The 16,314-nt window shown below is 70.0% G+C and carries 21 protein-coding genes and 1 tRNA gene; 6 read left to right on the top strand and 16 right to left on the bottom strand.

Going from position 1 to position 16,314, the window contains the following annotated elements; genetic code table 11:
* Window positions 1–7: 7 nt before the first annotated feature.
* The 3 genes from ACFZDA_RS37575 to ACFZDA_RS37565 all read left to right on the top strand — a co-directional run bounded on the left by ACFZDA_RS37575 (window position 8) and on the right by ACFZDA_RS37565 (window position 3,967).
* The gene (locus tag ACFZDA_RS37575) at window positions 8–1,456 is read left to right on the top strand and encodes an FG-GAP-like repeat-containing protein (protein WP_391090331.1); all 1,449 of its coding nucleotides are present in this window, start codon (window positions 8–10) and stop codon (window positions 1,454–1,456) included.
* A 17-nt stretch (window positions 1,457–1,473) separates the two neighbouring features.
* Window positions 1,474–2,826 (top strand): FG-GAP-like repeat-containing protein, encoded by a 1,353-nt coding sequence (locus tag ACFZDA_RS37570; protein WP_391090329.1) that lies wholly within the window; start codon window positions 1,474–1,476, stop codon window positions 2,824–2,826.
* A 124-nt stretch (window positions 2,827–2,950) separates the two neighbouring features.
* Entirely contained in the window at window positions 2,951–3,967 is a 1,017-nt protein-coding gene (locus ACFZDA_RS37565; protein WP_391090328.1) for a YIP1 family protein, read from the top strand.
* A gap of 76 nt (window positions 3,968–4,043) precedes the next feature.
* Here the strand turns inward: ACFZDA_RS37565 and ACFZDA_RS37560 are convergent, their stop codons facing one another.
* Entirely contained in the window at window positions 4,044–4,619 is a 576-nt protein-coding gene (locus ACFZDA_RS37560) for an ABATE domain-containing protein (protein WP_391090326.1), read from the bottom strand.
* Between the two features lie 102 nt (window positions 4,620–4,721).
* Here ACFZDA_RS37560 and ACFZDA_RS37555 point away from each other — a divergent pair, with 102 nt between their 5' ends.
* Complete coding sequence (locus ACFZDA_RS37555) at window positions 4,722–5,891, top strand: alpha/beta fold hydrolase (protein WP_391090324.1); 1,170 nt, start codon at window positions 4,722–4,724, stop codon at window positions 5,889–5,891.
* Window positions 5,892–5,906: 15 nt separating this feature from the next.
* On the opposite strand, the gene ACFZDA_RS37550 is transcribed toward ACFZDA_RS37555, so the two are convergent.
* Complete coding sequence (locus ACFZDA_RS37550) at window positions 5,907–6,416, bottom strand: phosphoribosyltransferase family protein (protein WP_391090527.1); 510 nt, start codon at window positions 6,414–6,416, stop codon at window positions 5,907–5,909.
* A gap of 56 nt (window positions 6,417–6,472) precedes the next feature.
* The gene (dcd, locus tag ACFZDA_RS37545; protein WP_010032156.1) at window positions 6,473–7,048 is read right to left on the bottom strand and encodes a dCTP deaminase; all 576 of its coding nucleotides are present in this window, start codon (window positions 7,046–7,048) and stop codon (window positions 6,473–6,475) included.
* Window positions 7,049–7,564: 516 nt separating this feature from the next.
* Between dcd and ACFZDA_RS37540 the strand changes: the two genes are divergently transcribed.
* Window positions 7,565–7,638 (top strand) — tRNA-Gly (locus ACFZDA_RS37540).
* 79 nt (window positions 7,639–7,717) lie between these two features.
* Here ACFZDA_RS37540 and ACFZDA_RS37535 read toward each other — a convergent pair.
* The 10 genes from ACFZDA_RS37535 to ACFZDA_RS37490 all read right to left on the bottom strand — a co-directional run bounded on the left by ACFZDA_RS37535 (window position 7,718) and on the right by ACFZDA_RS37490 (window position 13,880).
* Window positions 7,718–8,884, bottom strand: coding sequence for a tyrosine-type recombinase/integrase (locus ACFZDA_RS37535; protein WP_391090321.1), 1,167 nt, complete (start codon window positions 8,882–8,884; stop codon window positions 7,718–7,720).
* Window positions 8,884–9,096: an excisionase family DNA-binding protein gene (locus tag ACFZDA_RS37530; RefSeq protein ID WP_199214848.1), complete on the bottom strand. Its 213-nt coding sequence runs from the start codon at window positions 9,094–9,096 to the stop codon at window positions 8,884–8,886. Before ACFZDA_RS37530 ends, ACFZDA_RS37535 begins: the two co-directional genes overlap by 1 nt.
* A complete protein-coding gene (locus ACFZDA_RS37525) occupies window positions 9,093–10,394 on the bottom strand; it encodes a replication initiator (RefSeq protein ID WP_391090319.1) in 1,302 nt (433 codons plus the stop codon). The genes ACFZDA_RS37530 and ACFZDA_RS37525 overlap by 4 nt, the downstream gene beginning before the upstream one ends.
* Window positions 10,395–10,524: 130 nt before the next feature.
* Entirely contained in the window at window positions 10,525–10,782 is a 258-nt protein-coding gene (locus ACFZDA_RS37520) for a SpdD protein (protein ID WP_391090317.1), read from the bottom strand.
* A gap of 26 nt (window positions 10,783–10,808) precedes the next feature.
* Window positions 10,809–11,003, bottom strand: a complete 195-nt coding sequence (locus ACFZDA_RS37515; RefSeq protein WP_037765200.1) for a hypothetical protein — start codon at window positions 11,001–11,003, stop codon at window positions 10,809–10,811.
* A gap of 9 nt (window positions 11,004–11,012) precedes the next feature.
* Window positions 11,013–11,204: a mobile element transfer protein gene (locus tag ACFZDA_RS37510; RefSeq protein ID WP_391090315.1), complete on the bottom strand. Its 192-nt coding sequence runs from the start codon at window positions 11,202–11,204 to the stop codon at window positions 11,013–11,015.
* On the bottom strand, window positions 11,204–11,395 hold the full coding sequence (locus ACFZDA_RS37505) for a hypothetical protein (protein ID WP_104783024.1): 192 nt from the start codon (window positions 11,393–11,395) through the stop codon (window positions 11,204–11,206). The genes ACFZDA_RS37510 and ACFZDA_RS37505 overlap by 1 nt, the downstream gene beginning before the upstream one ends.
* Window positions 11,396–11,413: 18 nt before the next feature.
* Entirely contained in the window at window positions 11,414–12,070 is a 657-nt protein-coding gene (locus ACFZDA_RS37500) for a DUF2637 domain-containing protein (RefSeq protein ID WP_391090312.1), read from the bottom strand.
* An 80-nt stretch (window positions 12,071–12,150) separates the two neighbouring features.
* Window positions 12,151–13,524: an FtsK/SpoIIIE domain-containing protein gene (locus tag ACFZDA_RS37495; protein ID WP_391090310.1), complete on the bottom strand. Its 1,374-nt coding sequence runs from the start codon at window positions 13,522–13,524 to the stop codon at window positions 12,151–12,153.
* A gap of 5 nt (window positions 13,525–13,529) precedes the next feature.
* Window positions 13,530–13,880, bottom strand: a complete 351-nt coding sequence (locus tag ACFZDA_RS37490) for a hypothetical protein (RefSeq protein WP_037765211.1) — start codon at window positions 13,878–13,880, stop codon at window positions 13,530–13,532.
* Between the two features lie 351 nt (window positions 13,881–14,231).
* Between ACFZDA_RS37490 and ACFZDA_RS37485 the strand changes: the two genes are divergently transcribed.
* Window positions 14,232–14,462 (top strand): hypothetical protein, encoded by a 231-nt coding sequence (locus ACFZDA_RS37485; RefSeq protein WP_391090308.1) that lies wholly within the window; start codon window positions 14,232–14,234, stop codon window positions 14,460–14,462.
* 22 nt (window positions 14,463–14,484) lie between these two features.
* Here the strand turns inward: ACFZDA_RS37485 and ACFZDA_RS37480 are convergent, their stop codons facing one another.
* The 3 genes from ACFZDA_RS37480 to ACFZDA_RS37470 form a co-directional block, all read right to left on the bottom strand.
* Window positions 14,485–15,213: a UTRA domain-containing protein gene (locus ACFZDA_RS37480; protein WP_391090306.1), complete on the bottom strand. Its 729-nt coding sequence runs from the start codon at window positions 15,211–15,213 to the stop codon at window positions 14,485–14,487.
* An 86-nt stretch (window positions 15,214–15,299) separates the two neighbouring features.
* The gene (locus ACFZDA_RS37475; RefSeq protein WP_391090304.1) at window positions 15,300–15,740 is read right to left on the bottom strand and encodes an ATP-binding protein; all 441 of its coding nucleotides are present in this window, start codon (window positions 15,738–15,740) and stop codon (window positions 15,300–15,302) included.
* Between the two features lie 275 nt (window positions 15,741–16,015).
* On the bottom strand, window positions 16,016–16,314 hold a 299-nt coding region (locus ACFZDA_RS37470), incomplete at its 5' end, for a UTRA domain-containing protein (RefSeq protein WP_391090302.1).

Here is a 16,314-nt window from a genome sequence, read left to right as displayed (position 1 = left end):
TCCATCGATGCGCAAGCGCACCCTCCTCCTGGCCACGGCCCTCACCACCGGCCTGCTCACGGCCCTGCCCGCGACGGCGGCCACCGCCGCTCCGGCCACCGGCCCGACGGCCGACTTCAACGGCGACGGCTACGGCGACGTCGCCTTCGCCGCCCCGTACGCCAAGGTCGACGGCCTCGGCATGGCCGGCTACGTCGCCGTCGTCTACGGCGGCGCCACCGGCCTCGACCCGGCCAGGCGGACCGTGGTCAGCCAGAACACCACCGGCGTGCCCGGTGCCGCCGAGGCCGAGGACACCTTCGGCGACGCGCTCGCCGTGGCGGACCTCAACGGCGACGGCTACACGGACCTCGCGGTCGGCTCCTCCGGCGAGGACGTCGGCACGGACGAGGACGGCGGCTCCGTCACCGTGCTGTGGGGCTCGGCGAGCGGCCTGAAGAACGGCACCACCGTCAAGGACCCGGCGGTCTCCGGGCACGACAACTGGGGCCGGCTGCTGACCGCGGGCGACTTCGACGGCGACGGCAGGACGGACCTGGCCGTCGGCACCGGCTCGTCCCACGCCTACGTCGTCCGCGGCCCCTTCACCACCACCGGCACCACGGGCACCGCGCAGAAGATCAACACGCCCGAGACGGCGTACAGCGTCGACGCCATGGACGCGGGCGACACCAACGCCGACGGCCGGTCCGACCTGGTCCTCACCTACCGCGTCCACCTCGACTCGGACGAGTCGGGCAGCTGGTCCAAGGGCGTCGCCTACCTCGGCTCCCCCACCGGCCCGGACACCTCCGTCCCCCGCGCCCTGAACGGCGGCACCTCCCTCGCCCTCGGGGACATCGACGGCGACGGCTACGACGAGATCGCCCTCGGCAACGTCTTCTCGAAGGAGGACGACCACAGCGGCAGCCTCGGCGGCCGGGTCGTCGTGATCCGCGGCTCCGAGGGCGGCCCGGTCAACGGCGACGCCCCCATGGCCGAGCTCACTCAGAACTCCGAGGGCGTCCCCGGGGCCGACGAGGCGAACGACGGCTTCGGCGGCTCGGTCTCCATCGGCGACGCCGACGGCGACGGCTACGGCGACCTCGCCATCGGCGTCGTCTTCGAGGACGTCGGCACCACGGAGGACACCGGTGCCACGGTCCTGATGAGCGGCTCGGCCTCCGGTCTCTCGGGCACCGGCGCCCGCACCTTCACCCAGGCCACCGCGGGTGTCCCGGGCTCGGCCGAGGCCATGGACTACTTCGGTTCGGACGTCCTGCTGTCCGACGTCACCAAGGACGGCCGCGCCGAGTTCACGATCACCGCCGGCTTCGAGGACGAGGGCATCGGCGCCATCACCACGCTGCGCGGCTCGGCCACCGGCCCCGTCACCGACGGCGCCCGCTCCTTCGGCCCCGGCAGCCTCGGCCAGACCCGCGCCTACGGCGCCTTCGGCACCGGCCTCACCGGCTGACGAACCAGGGAGACACCATGCGCAGACCCACCACGGCCGCCCTGGTCACCGCACTGCTGGCGACCGGCATCACCCCCGTGTTCCTCACCGGCCCGGCCTCCGCGGCGGTGGCCAGGCACTACGACGACTTCAACGGCGACGGCCGCCGCGACCTCGCCTACGGCGGCTACGACGACGTGGACCGCGAGGGCGGCACCGTCACCGTCGTCCACGGCACCGCCACCGGCCTCGACACCGCCCACCCGAAGTACCTCCACCAGGACAGCCCCGGCGTCCCCGGGGCCGGGGAGGAGGACGACCAGTTCGGCGCGTCCCTCGCGAGCGCCGACCTCAACAAGGACGGCTACGCGGACCTCGTCGTCGGCAACCCCACCGAGCACGTGGGCAGCGCCGAGTACCGCGGCACGGTCACCGTGCTGTGGGGCTCCAAGTCCGGCCTGTCCGGCGGCACCAACCTCACGCCGGCCGGCGGCGCGGGCGGCCACTTCGGCCGCGACCTCGCCACCGGTGACTTCACCGGCGACGGCTCGCCCGACCTGGCAGTGATCGGCGGCGAGGAGGCGTGGCTGTACCGGGGCCCGTTCACCAAGTCGGGCACGACCGGGAAGGTCAGCAAGATCGACAAGGCCTCCGGCGGCTGGTACTCCTCCGCTCTCGGCGCCGGAAAGGTCGACGGCGACGGCAGGACGGACCTGGTGGTGATCGGCACGGAGATCACCGGCAGCGACATCCGCGAGCGCGCCTGGTTCCTCAAGGGCACCTCCTCCGGCCTCGCCTCGGGCGCGTCCCGGACCCTCAGCGACCGGCAGCAGGGCCTCTACCCGAGCCCGGTCATCGGCGACTTCGACAAGAACGGCTACGGCGACATCGCCCTCGGCGTGCCCGACAAGGACAACGGCAAGGGCGCGGTCACGATCTGGCGCGGCACGTCGACGGGCCCGGGCACGGCGACCACGTTCACCCAGGCCACCTCGGGCGTCTCCGGCACCCCGGAGGCCGGCGACGACTTCGGCTACGCGATCTCGGCCGCCGACACCAACGGCGACGGCTACGCGGACCTCGCCGTCGGCGTGCCGCACGAGGACGTCGACGGCCGGCCGGACCAGGGCGGTGTCCACGTCTTCCGCGGCGGCTCCGGCGGCCTCAGCGGCGCCCGCTCCTCCTGGATCGCCCAGACGGTCCTGGGCCCGGCCGCCTCCGACGCCGCCTTCGGTTACACCGTCCGCCTGCGCGACCTGACCGCCGACGGCCGCGCCGACCTGGCCGTGGGCGCGGCGGACGGCGCGCTGCTGATGCCGGGCACGGGCACGACGCCGACGAAGACCGGCGCGATCGTCCTGCCGGACCTGGGCGGGTCGCTTCCCGACTGACCGGCCCGGTCCGGTCCGGGGTACCCAGGGAAGACCAGCCCGGGCCGGCCCGGGGTACTCCGGGGAGCCCGTACGGCCGAACCCCTACAACCCACGGACGCCCAAAGGCCCTTACCCCTAAGGGATGTCACAGCTCGGCCGCAAAGCCGGGCCCGGAAGCCCGGGCCCGGCACGCCACCGCCGGGGACCAGGTACGTTCGAAGACGTGGCTGGATTCAGGATCGGACGCGGCCGGAACAACGGCGCTCCTCAGACGCGACCGCACAACCCTCCGAACGGGCAGCAGACGCCGCAGGGACCGTCGTACGGCTACCCGCCGGCGCCGCAGCCGTACCCGCAGCAGCAGCCGCCCTACGGCAGCGGCGGCGGCCCCGCCTGGCCGCAGCCGAACGCCGGGCGGCCGGGCGGCGGCTACGGCGACCACGGCGAGCCGGAGTACTTCGGCGACGGCGCGTACCCGCCCGGCCCGCAGGGCCCGCACGACCCGTACGCGGCGAACAACCCGGGCCACACCCAGGCCTTCTCGGTCGGCGAGGACCCCTACAGCGAGGGCGACACCTACCGCGCCGGCTCGGCCGCCCCGCCGCCCGGCCCGGTCGGCCCGCGCCTGCACTGGAAGGCCCTGCTGAAGGGCATCGTCCTCGCCCCGAACCAGACGTTCCTCCAGATGCGGGACTACACGATGTGGGGCCCGGCCCTGATCGTCACGTTCCTCTACGGCCTGCTCGCCGTCTTCGGCTTCGACGGCGCCCGCAAGGACGCGATAAACGCCACACTCTCGAACGCCGTCCCCATCGTCCTGACGACAGCGGTCGCGATGGTGCTCAGCGCGTTCATCCTGGGCGTGGTCACGCACACGCTCGCCCGCCAGCTCGGCGGCGACGGCGCCTGGCAGCCCACGGTCGGCCTGTCCATGCTGATCATGTCGCTCACGGACGCGCCCCGCCTGGTCTTCGCGATGTTCGCCGGCGGCGACGCGACGTTCGTCCAGCTGCTGGGCTGGGCCACCTGGGTCGCGGGCGGCGCGCTGCTGACCCTCATGGTCGGCCGCTCCCACGACCTGCCCTGGCCGAAGGCGCTGGGCGCGTCGGCGATCCAGCTGATCGCACTGCTGTCGATCGTGAAGCTGGGCACGGTCTGAGGTCTGCCGCACGGCAAGAAGAAAGGGGCTCCCCGGAAGGGGAGCCCCTTTCTTCTTGTCTTCTTGCGTCCACCGATCACTCCGCTGACCCGGGATTCTTCCGCCGGTTGGCGTGGAAGCGCGCCTTCTTCTGACGATTCCCGCACGTGTTCATGTCACACCATTTACGGGTGCGGCTCTGGCTGGTGTCGAAGAAGGCGGCTTGACAGGTCGGCGACGCGCACAAGGCCAGCCTTCCGTCTCGTTCGCCCGCGATGATGCTGATCGCGTCGGCGGCGATCACGCTGAGGGCGTCTTCCACACAGGAAGCCGAGCCGAGCCGCCATCGCCGCTCGCCCTCGGGCGTCAGGACAGCCGCGGCCCGGCCGTGAACGCTGCGGTCATTGATGACCTGGACAGCGGACGCAGGGAGAGGGGCCTGGATCGCGGCCGCTGTCGCGGCGGCGTGAATCGACTCCCTCAGTTCCCGGGCGAGGTCGAGCTGGGCGGTGGTGCAGGAGTCCACCGCGAGGCCGTACACGGCCAGCCAGTCGACGAGTCGCTGCGGGGTGGGAATGCGCTCGACAGCGTTGCCATGACGCTCCGACAGGGTCCCCGTGAAGCTGGTCGCCAGCACATTCCCGAGGCGGAAGTCGGGGAAACCAGCAGGCATGGAACCACCTTAGCAGGTTGCGCCCCGGCATCGAGTGCCTGTTAGAACCGTCTAAGCCGGTTCACTGGACAGTGGCCGGTTCCGCGACGGCCAGGAGGTCACATGCCCCGCCCGACCAGCGACGTACGAGCATTCGAAGCCCGCGCGGCCGACGCCGACCTCGACGATCTGCGCGCGCGACTGGCCGCCGCGCGGCTGCCGGAGGCCGAGACGGTCCAGCGCGCCGCGTCCGGCCCTCGCCGATGGGAGCAGGGCGTTCCCCTCGCCGACCTCGTCGAGGTCGTGGACTACTGGCGCACCGGGTACGACTGGCGGTCGTTCGAGGAGCGCCTCAACCGGATCGGCCAGTTCCGCACGACCATCGATGATCTGGGAATCCACTTCCTGCACCGCCGGTCCGCACGCGCGGACGCCACTCCTGTGATCCTCACGCACGGCTGGCCGGGGAGCATCGCCGAGTTCATCGACGTCGTGGACGAGCTGGCAGATCCGGAGGACGCGGACGCGCCGGCGTTCCACGTCGTGGTCCCGTCGCTGCCGGGCTTCGGTTACAGCGACAAGCCGGCCACCACCGGGTGGGGAACGGAAAAGATCGCGGCCGCATGGGTGGAACTGATGGGCAGGCTCGGCTACACCAGGTTCGCGGCCCACGGCGGCGACTGGGGAGGCAATATCACGACGGTCCTCGGCGGCAGGTTCCCGGCGCACGTGCTCGGCATCCACACCACGTTCGCGGAGGCACCTCCCGGGTTGACGACGGACGGGCTGACGACGGTCGAGCGCCAGTGGACGGAGGAAACCCGGGATTTCTGGCGCCACCGCGCGGCGTACGCGAAACAGCAGGCGACCCGGCCGCAGACCATCGGCTACTCGCTCGTCGACTCACCGGTCGGGCTTCTCGCCTGGATCCTCGACAAGTTCGCCGAGTGGTCAGACACCGAGGACAGTCCGTTCGAGACGATGTCCAGGGACCGCGTTCTCGATGACGTCACCCTGTACTGGCTGACCCGGACCGGCGCATCGGCGGCCCGCATCTACTACGAAAGCCACAACTCACTCGACCCCGAACTCCGGGTCGACGTCCCCTCGGCGATCACCATGTACCCCCGCGACATCGAGAAGTCTCCGCGTCCCTGGGCCCAGGAGCGGTACCGGCAGATCGTCCGATGGAGGTCGCCCGAAAACGGGGGACATTTCCCGTCGCTGGAGGTTCCCGGGTATTTCGTCAGGGACCTGCGAGAAGGCCTCGCGGCAGTGCTGGCCGCGGGCTAGTGGGGGAGTCGCAGGTCAGAGCGCTTCCTTGTTCTCCCTGGGCGCGGCTCCCGACCTGTGTACCGGAGGCAGCACACTCCACGGGAAGTTGATCCACTCATCGGTCCGCTTCCACACGTACTCGCACTTCACCAGCGACTGCGACTTCTCGTAGACGACGGCGCTGCGCACCTCGGCGACGGTGTCGAGACAGAAGTCGCGGACCAGCTTGAGCGTCTTGCCGGTGTCGGCGACGTCGTCGGTGATCAGCACCTTCTTCTCGGAGAAGTCGATCACATTGGGGACGGGAGCGAGCATGACGGGCATGTCGAGGGTCGTCCCCACACCCGTATAGAACTCGACGTTCACGAGATGGATGTTCTTGCAGTCGAGGGCATAGGCGAGCCCGCCGGCCACGAAGACACCGCCGCGGGCGATGCTGAGCACTATGTCGGGCTCGTACCCGTCGTCGGCGATGCTCTGCGCGAGCTCGCGCACGGCGACGCCGAACTGCTCGTAGGTCAGGTTCTCCCGCACACCGCTCACGCTCGGGTCGCTCACGCTCGGGTCGCTCACGCTCGTGTCGCTCACGCTCGGGTCGCTCACACCTGGGTCCGATGGAAGTTGAGGAAGGACCGGGAGGCGGTCGGCCCCCGCTGCCCCTGGTACCGCGACCCGTAGCGCTCGCTCCCGTACGGGAAGTCGGCGGGCGAGCTGAGCCGGAACATGCACAGCTGCCCGATCTTCATCCCCGGCCACAGCTTGATGGGCAGGGTGGCGAGGTTGGACAGCTCAAGGGTCACGTGCCCGCTGAACCCGGGGTCGATGAAACCGGCCGTCGAATGCGTGACCAGCCCGAGCCGCCCCAGCGAGCTCTTGCCCTCAAGCCGGGAGGCGAGATCGTCGGGCAGCGAGATGACCTCGTACGTACTGGCGAGGACGAACTCCCCGGGATGCAGGATGAACGGCTCGTCCCCCTCCGGCTCGACGAGCCGGGTCAGATCGGCCTGCTCGATCGAGGGGTCGATGTGGGGGTACCGGTGGTTCTCGAACACCCGGAAGTAGCGGTCCAGCCGCACGTCGATGCTCGACGGCTGCACCATGGCGTCGTCATAGGGATCGATCCGGACGCGCCCGGCATCGATCTCGGCCCGGATGTCCTTGTCTGAGAGAAGCACGCCCCGAGGATACGCAAGGCGCGCGGAGCGACCACAACCGGACGACTCCGCGCGCCTGCCTGCGTTCTTCTGGCGGGCCGCGCCGCTACCGCTTCTGGTAGCTCACGGGCACCACGCTCCGCAGCCGCGCACATCGCGGACACCGAAGCAGCCGGCCGGGGCCGAGCCGGTCGGCCTGCTGCATCGGGAACGAAGCGGTGGTGAACACGTGCCCATCCGCACAACGGACGACGGTGCGCTCCATCAAGTCCAAGAGTCCCTTCCCCAAGAGCCGCGTCGGGCTGCTGCTTGCCTGACGACAAAAGCCACAGTACGGGATCAAAGGAACGGCCCTCCAGGCGGCACTCCGGTCCCGCCCGGACCCTCGCCCACGCCCCCACCGTACGCCCCAACTCCGGCCACCCGCAGCCGCATCCCGCCCCTGAAACGCCCTCAGGCTCCGCGGCATGAGCACCGGGAGCCTGACATGAGGTAAAGTGGCGACCGTTCGGACCCCGACTCCGGTCGGCGTCTTACGCGGGTGTAGTTTAATGGTAGAACATCAGCTTCCCAAGCTGAGAGCGCGAGTTCGATTCTCGTCACCCGCTCCATGTGAAACCCCCAGGTCAGGGACCCGGGGGTTCTTTGTTGTCTAGACCGGTGAGCCGGTCGCGCACCATAACCGCACCATTAGCCCTCGGCAGCCTCCTCGCTGTGGTGCGCAGGGTCGCCCTTGTGGCACTTCGCACGCTCGGCGCGCACCAGGTCGTCGAGCCCGGCGGCCACCTCCCGCTGCCGCTCCTCGTCGGAGTGCTGGTAGATCAGCGCGGCCTTCTCGGAGGACTGCCCGGCACGGACCATCGTGTCCTTGAGGGTGGCGCCGGAGCGGGTCGACAGGGTGTGCCCGGTATGGCGGAGGTCGTAGAAGCGGAAGCCGTCCGGGAGGCCGGCGACCGCGCGAGCACGGCGCCACTTCCGACCGAAGGAGGTACGCCGGAACGGGGCGCCCTTCTCGCCGACGAAGACCAGCCCATCGGGCCCCTGCTCGGCGTACCAAGCGAGGTGCCGCTTCACCTCCTTGTGCAGGAAGGCCGGGAGGACCACCGTGCGAACGCCCGCATCGGACTTGGTCTCGCCGGGAGCGCGTCTGCCGTTCGTCCGCTCGGGCTCGGCCACGCGGACACGGATGACGAGGTTGTCCAGGTCGACGTCTCGGCGGCGAAGGCCGGCCAGCTCCTCCGGCCGCATCGGACCGTACGCGCCCAGGTAGACCATGAGGCGCCAGCGGATGCCGATCGCGTCGGCGAGAGCATCGACCTGGGCGACGGTGGCGATACGCCGTTCGGCGGCCGACTCCTTGCCCGCGCCCTTGATCCGGCACGGATTGCGGCTGATCAGGTCGTCGTCCACGGCCGTCTCCAGGATGGCCTTGAGGAGGCGGTACGCCTTGGCTACGGCCGTCTTGGCCCCGGTGGTGCGGAGTCGCTCCGCTCGCCACTCACGGACGCGGGGAGCCGTGATCTCGTCCAGGTCGAGCGTGCCGAAGGTCGGGAGGATGTACAGGCGCAGGAGGTGCTTGTAGAGGTCGTCGGTACGGACGGACAGCTCCCGCTCTTCGACCCACTTCTCGGCATACACGCGGAAGTTGACGGCTCCGGCGTCCGGGGCGCGCCAGTCCCCGCGGCTGAGGTCGGCCTCTACCTGGGACAGCCAGATCTCGGCGTCCTTCTTGGTGTCGAAGGTCTCGTCCGCCCGAATGCGCTCGCCGTTGGGCCCGAGGTACGACGCGGTCCAGCGGCCGGACCTGTACTGCCGCACCGCACCGAAGCGGCGCCGTCTCCCCTTCTTGTTCGCCATCAGGCGGCCCTCCGAAGGGTGGCGCGGCGGGGCTTGACCGGCTCGACGGTCCTGGACCGAACGAACTCCTCGATGGCGCTCTCCGGGATGCGCACATGCCGACCGACCTTCACATACCGGATGCGCCGCTCCTCGATGAGCCGCCGAGGGAAGCGGGGAGTCGTGCCGAGCAGTTCGGCGACCTGGTCGACGGACAGGTAGCGGTCGTTCATGTGGTGGGCTCTCCTTCCGTTCCGGGGGCGGGTTCGAGGGATGCGGCCAGCCATTGCTCACCGGTGCTGAGGCCGGTTCCGGCGAAGACCCAGTGGGCGAGGACGAGCGTGGTTTCGCCGTCCTGGGGAGCGGCCGTGTCGGCATGCGCGCGGCGCCATGCGGCGCGGGCGTCGCGGAGGGCGCCGAGGGTGGTGGAGTAGCGGCGGGACTTGGTGGAGAAGTGGCCGCGGAAGCCGAGCATGTGGGCCCAGGCGCGTAAGCGGAGGTGTTCGAGGTCCTTGCGTGCGCCGAGGGTCCAAGCCGTGCGGATCATGCGGCGGGCGTGGTCGGTGATCCGGGCCTGTTCCAGTTCGGAGAGGAAGCGGATCGGCCGGTCCAGGGTGCCGGTCGCTGTCTCGGCGCCCTTGGTGGCGTACTTGGCGATGTATGCCGCTACAGCCCGGTCGCTCAGTTCCTGGCCGCCGTCGAAGTCGGCGGAGCGGATAGTGCGTACGTCGAGTTGGCGGCCGAAGGTGAAGGTGTGGGCGCGGCCGTCGACGTTCGGTCCGTTGACGCGCGTGGCGGTGGCGGCGGCGTGGATGGCGTCGGTCAGCAGCTCGGCGGACGTCCACGCCGGAGGAGCCGTGTCGCCGCCCTCCGGGCCGTCGAGGCGGATGACCGCGTGGAAGTGGACGGCGCCCCGCTTCTGGTACTCGGCGACCTTGGCGAAGGAGACGCGCGCGTGATGCCGAAACGCGCGTTGGGTTAGTCCGGCGCGCTTGGCGATCTCACGGCGCAGGTAGATCGAGAAGCGCCGCCAGAGGGCTCCGGCGTGTGCGTTCCAGAGCACGGCCGCCTCGTAGTCGTATGCGTCCGGGTCGAGGGGCGTGCCGAGGGCCGGGTCTGTGTCGTCGTGCCAGGTACCGCAGCGGCAGGGCCGCCCGCTGGAGGGCCGGTTGTGGACGGGGCCGAAGCTCGGTGCGGTGAGGGTGGCGAAGACGCGTGGGTGTGTGCCGACCTGTTCGGCGGTGCCCTTGCCGCCGCGGAGTCCGGCGGTGATCAGGTGGAAGGTGTCTCGACGGTAGACCTCCGCACAGGCCGCGCAGCGGGTGGCGCGACGGTTGTTGCAGCGGACGAGGAGACTTCCGGCGGGCAGGGAGGACGAGTCGAGGTGCTGGAGGACGCGCCCGATCTCTCCGGTCGTCCGGTCGACCGCGTACTCGGTTCGGTGGCCGTCGAGGCGCACGGGGTTCGTGCAGCCGCCCAGGCCGGAGAGTTGGCGGGCCAGCTCGGGCATGGTGCCGAGGGAGGCCAGCATGGAGAGTTCCGCCAGCGGGGGCGGAGTCTGCCGGGTGATGATGGGTCTTCCTTTCGGCTGTTTCAGCGGTTGGGAGGGACGGCCCCGGGGCGGCGGGATGCTTGGCGGCGTTTGCCGCCCCGGCGGCCGGTCAGCGCTTGTTCGCGCCGGTGACGAGGGAGCGCAGGACCACGGCGGCGATGGCCACGGACACGGCCGAGACGGCGACCGCCGCCAGGAGCGCGGTGAGGACGACGCCGATGACGACCACGGCGGCGACCGCACCGGCGCCGACCCCGACGAACGGGGCGACCGAGCGGCCGGCGGAGGGAGCCGGGGCGTGGTCCTGCGGGATGTGGGTGGTGATGCTCGGGACGTGCGGGGTGTCGGGCAGCTTGGGGCGGAACATCGCGGGACTCCTTGTCGGTCGGGGTGTCATTCGTGGGTGCCGTTGACGACGTCGACCCCGGTGCGGGTGCCGGACTCGATGGCCGGGGCGAGGATGGTGTGCGAGAGCCAGAAGCCGAACAGCGCGATCACGACGGCGACCCAGAGGCGGATGCCGAGGAACTTGATCGCGGCCCAGGCGATGACGCCCAGGACGAAGACGAGCGGCAGCGAGACGGTCACGGGAGCTCCTCAGCGGGCGCGGCAGCGGTGAGTGCGCGCGGCCAGCTCGGCGGCGGCGCGACTGTCGTAGTCGGTGGAGAAGCCGCACCGCGGAGCCGTGCAGGCGGCGGTGTGCTTCTCGCGGCCCCGGCCGTCGTAGTAGGTGCCGACCTGGACGGGGCCGATGCGGACGACGCGGCGGAAACGGCGGTTGGCGGACATCAGGGCATCTCCTTGTCGGTCTCGCCGGTGAAGTCGGTGACGTGGTCGGCCAGCCAGCGCAAGATCTCGTCGCCCTCGTAGCTGTCGGCGGCGAGGATCACCGGTTCGGCGATCAGCACGGCTTCGGTCAGGCGGTTCTGTCGGGTCAGCTCGGCGGCGCGCTTCAGCGCGCGGAGCGTGGACGGGCGCAAGGGGGGAAGTCCTCCGGGTCAGGTGAGTTGGGTGGTGATGGCTTCGGCGAGCGGCATCGGGACACCGAGCCGGGCGCGAAGGGTCGAGGTGTCGATGTCGGTCCCGGTCCGGGCGCGGTGTTCGTCAGCGACCTTGCGGGCGAGGGTGACGAGCGCGGGCGGTACCGCAGACGTAGGTGGTGGAGCCGACTCGGTTGCGCGGGCTGGCAGTTCGGGCGCAGCCGTGGGCGGCTCGATGTCTGCGGCGGTCGGTTCCGGCGCTTGTGCCGTCGAAGGTGGTTCCGGTGCCGTCACCGGATCCGCGCTGGGAATCGCTGATCCGTGAGCGAGCAGCGTGCCGCCGAGGAAGGCGACCGCGGGCCATCCGGCGACGAGGATGCGGAGCCAGGCCGGTACGTTCTCCAGGTCGAGCAGTCCGGCGGTGGCGACGTTGGCGCCGAGGGACGCGGTCAGTGCGACGAGGAACCAGCACCATCCGGCCGTTTTCGCCTCACCGGAGCGCAGGCGCCGCCAGGCCGCGACCAACAGCAGGTCGACGGAGACCGGATAGGCCCACGCCTTCCAGCCGTCCTGTCCGGCAGCGAGCGCCAGGTCATGCAGGTGAGCGAAGGACAGTGCGGCAGCGATCACCGCTTGCACGAGCACGGCGTCCGCACGGACGGGCAGGGCGCGCACGGCCACTCCTTCCAGTTCCGGGCATGGGTGGGGTAGGGATTTGGCGCGGGACGGCCGCGCCGACCGTGGAAGCGGGTTGGCTACTCGGTGATCGGCAGAGGAGTGGCCAGAGGGCTGGACTCCTTCACCGGCACGGGAGGGGCGTAGGGCCGGAACGGCGCGAGCGCCGGAACGTCCGGGGCGAGGTGCGCCGTTTCGCGGCAGGTGGCCGCAGCGTCGGCGAGGGACAGGTGAGGGGTGCGGATGCGGGACCAGCCGCCGGACGTGTCACCGACGACGGCGAGACCGGGCAACTCGGCAGCGATGGCGCAGGAGGCCAGGACAGCCTCAGGGGCGATGTCCCCGAGCGCCATCTTCGCGGACGCTTCGTCGTTCACCCGATGGCAGACCCGCCCGGTGAGCTGAGCCCGGAGCATGGTCGCTCCCTTGCCCAGCTCGGCCCCGAAGCGCTGGCCGCACACCTCCAGGTAGATGCCGGCCGCGCGGCCGAGCTGAGCGAGCCGGATGAGCAGGGTCACCATCTCGTCCCGTCGCTCTTCCTCCTTCCTTGTCGCGACGAGGAAGAGCTCTGCCACTTCGTCGACGAACAGCACGATGGGAGCCGGGCGTTCGTCTTTCGGCAGGCCCCAGACGTCCGAGGTGATCAGCTCATCCGGGGTGCCGGGCGCGAGGCCCTGCCGCGCTTTGATCAGGTCGTATCGGTCCTCCATTTCCTTGACGAGCACGGGCAGCAGCTCGGCCGCCTGCTCCGGGTCGGTCGCCAGCGCCGAGAGCCGAGGAGCGAACGGCGCCAGCTCCACACCGCGCTTGCAGTCGATCCCGACCAGGACGACCGGCTGAGCGGCCAGCCCGGCGAGCAGGTTCCGCAGGAACATGGACTTGCCGGACAGCGTGGCGCCGAGCACGAGTTCGTGAGGTACGGCCCGGTAGTCCCGTACGAAGGCGGTTGCGTCCTCCCGCAGAGCCACCGGCACGCGGAGCGGACCGGCATCGGTCTGGCGGGGCATCCGTACCTTGCGTAGGACGTCGAAGCCGACGAGCCGCAGTTCCACGACACCGGGCTTGACGTCCCGCACGTACACGGCGTGAACGCCCCAGGCGTGCCGGAGCCGTTCGGCCGAGGCCGCCACGTCCGCCGGTTCCTGGCCCGGAGCCAGCCGCAGCCGGAGCCGCAGACCGGTCGAGGTGGGCCAGATCATGCCCCGGCGGGGAGGCACGGGCCGGACCTCACGGCGAGTCGTGGCCTTGACGGCCAGGGCCCGCCACCGGGGCGGCTCGACCGTCAGGCCGCACGCGTCCATGGTGGAGGTGTAGGAGGCCAGCAGCCGGGCCACCGAAACGGGCAGCCCGACCGTGGACCAGTACGCCGCCGGATGGGCATGCCGGGCGTAGGCCGCGCCGCCTATCGCAGCGAGCGACCCGCCCAGCTCGGCCCACGTCACCAGGTCGGTCACGACAATCAGCCCGCCTGCTCCATCGGGAAGGCGCCGGGAGCAACGGCGGTCGCGCGGTAGGCGATGCCGTGCCGCTGCTGCCCGTTGAAGACGCTCTCCCACGGCCGGGCGATGAGCCCCGGCAGCGAGACCGGCGCCCCGACGGTCAGGCCGTCCGTCACACCGCTCTCGGGGACGGTGACTTGGATCAGCGACGACTCACCCTCGTCGATGTAGACGACGCCGACCGTCATCAGCGCCTCACCACTCACGGCGTCCTTGGCGATCTCACCGGTCTGCCGGTCACGCACCTTCGGCGCCGGCGCTTCGGTGAGCAGGATCGTGGCGGCCGAGGCGTCAATACGGATCACACGCACAGATTTCTCCTCCTGAAGTCGATCAACCTGCCAACCTGACAAGTTGACTTAGCAAGCTCGAAGCTACGGATGCCAGGTTGACTTGTCAAGTGACTTCGCCGTGGTCGGTGAGCGGCCCTGAAGCCCCGAGCGCACTATGGAGTCAGCAGCAAGGGAGGGCGCGACAGCAAGAAGCACCGCGCTCCAGAACCGCAGTCGTGGGGCCCTCGCACTCCACAGTGGGCAGCACCGCCGCCAGGCACATGGCCGGGACCGCCTCAGGGGTCACCCCCAAGTCAGCCCCCGCGTCAGGACAGCACGGCACCGCCGCCGAGGAAGCGGCGCCGGGTCTTCCTGTGGGTCTTTCTCACGGTGCAGATCCTGTTCTTGATCTGGGTAATTGTGGGCGCCTCGACGGCCAGCGGTACGCCCGAAAGTTGCCGGGGCCTGACGGGAGAAGACCTGAAGCTCTGCGAGGACGCGAGCGACGTGGGAACCACGATCGGGGTGGGCCTGATCGTCGCGTTCTGGGTAGCCGCCGACTTCATCCTGGCGCTTATGTACGTGATCTACCGACTTGCCAGCCGACAACCTCGAGCCTGACTCGCAGTTACCGGTTCACCTGTCAGCTGAGCCGATAGGTATCTTCGAGTTCCTGTCGGTCAGCAGGAAGCAGCACGTCAGAGACTTGCAACGCCTGCCCTGACGCGTCGCACGCGATGACCAGGACGCTCAGCACTGGCACGCCGTCTGGGAGACCCAGGAGACCGGCTTCACCTGTCTCAGGGAGCCGAGCCGAAACCCGCTCCGTGACATGGTCGAAGCGGACCTTCTTTCTCGCTTCCAGGTGCTCGCGCACACTGCCGGCCAGGACTTCAGCGCTCGCCAGCTCGGTGTCCTCCACCAGGCCGGCGGGGAAGTACGACGAGACCAACTCAACTGCTTCCCCTTCCTCTTCAACGAGGAAGCGACGCAGGAGAACTTTGGCCTTCTTCGGCAAGCCGAGCGCTGAGGCGACACGCGCCGGGACAACGACTTCAGCGACTTCCACGAGACGCCCCAAGGTCTGCGACTCATCGCGCTCCAGGGCTTCTCGACCCCGCCTGTCCTTCTGCTCGACCACTTCGGGCCGGTCCCGGACGATCGTGCCGTACCCCTGCCGGGACTCCAGCCAGCCGTCCCGCTTCAGTAGTTCCAGCGCCCGTACGACGGTGGGGCGGGACATCCCGAAGGACTGCACCAACTGGTTCTCGCTGGGCACCCGAGTGCCAGGCGGGTACGTGCCGTCCTCGATGCGACGCTGGATCGTCTGCGCGAGGCGCACGTACTTCGGTGGCTCCACTTCATACGCCATGAGCGCCGCCTGTCGGGATTAGCCAAGTCAACTGGTCAACCAGACTAGCGAATCTTCGATTGTCGGAGTAGAAGCCGAGCGAACTCTTACTCTCCGGGCCAGGCATCGGCCATCACAAAGGAGACAACGGTTCCGCCGAAGCGGCTCGGTTCGGCATGCCACGACTCGGCCAGCGAGTCGACCAGGAGCAGGCCACGCCCGTGGGAGTCATCGGCATCGGGGTGCCGCAGCCGGACGTGCGTCGGAAAGCCGGGGTTGTGCACGTCGACCCGAAGCGAAGCTCCCTCACGGAACCACTCGACCCGAACGAGCCAGGGGTCGTCCGACCGACCGTAAGCGATGGCGTTAGTCACCAGCTCCGAGATCATCAGCACACAGTCGTCGACGGAGCAGGCCGGGTTGTACGGGGCGATGAACTTGCGGAACCAGCGCCGAGCCCGCGGCACGGACTCAGCGACAGGGTGCAAGGTCATCGCGCCGAGACGCGGCGATTCCTCAGAGGGGTAGCGGTCGATCATGTAGGCCATGGGTGCTCACTTCCTGCCGCTACCGTCGCAGTCGAGGCAGCGCCGCTTCGATATGGCGCGGGTGCGATCGGCGGCGGTGGCAAGCGCCAGGGTCGTACGCGAGCCGACACGCTTCCAGCCGCGCCCCCGGCAACCCGGGCAAGGTAACTGCGTGCCCTGATCCGGCCGCTGACTCGTCACACCGCGCCTCCTCCCGGTGAAGTGGCCTTAGCCACTTCCTGGATAGTGGCATTAGCCACTTCATCGATGCAAGCGGTTCGCTGCAACTGCCCCCCTCAGGTGAGGGGGTAGCCCTGCTCGAACGCCCAGCGATGCGGCGGGTAGGTGGCCTCAGCGAACTCCAACGGCCTGTCCTGGAGGTCGAAGACGACGTGGTGGACGATCAGGACGGCGGAACCGGCCGCAAGTTGAAGGTCCTCGGCCTCTTCCTCTGTCGCCTCACGCGCACACATGCGATCTTCCGCGTAACTGCCCTGCCGTCCGGTCATGTTCTCGACGTACAGCAGCGTCCCCTCTTGGATCCGCTCCGGCTCCAGAAGCCTCGGCGCACGCTGACCGACATCCGGAGCGAACC

It is taken from the genome of Streptomyces sp. NPDC007991, from assembly GCF_042958445.1.
Lineage (GTDB): Bacteria > Actinomycetota > Actinomycetes > Streptomycetales > Streptomycetaceae > Streptomyces.
Note: the sequence above shows the minus strand (reverse complement) of the source record. Positions and strands in the feature narration are given on the sequence as shown.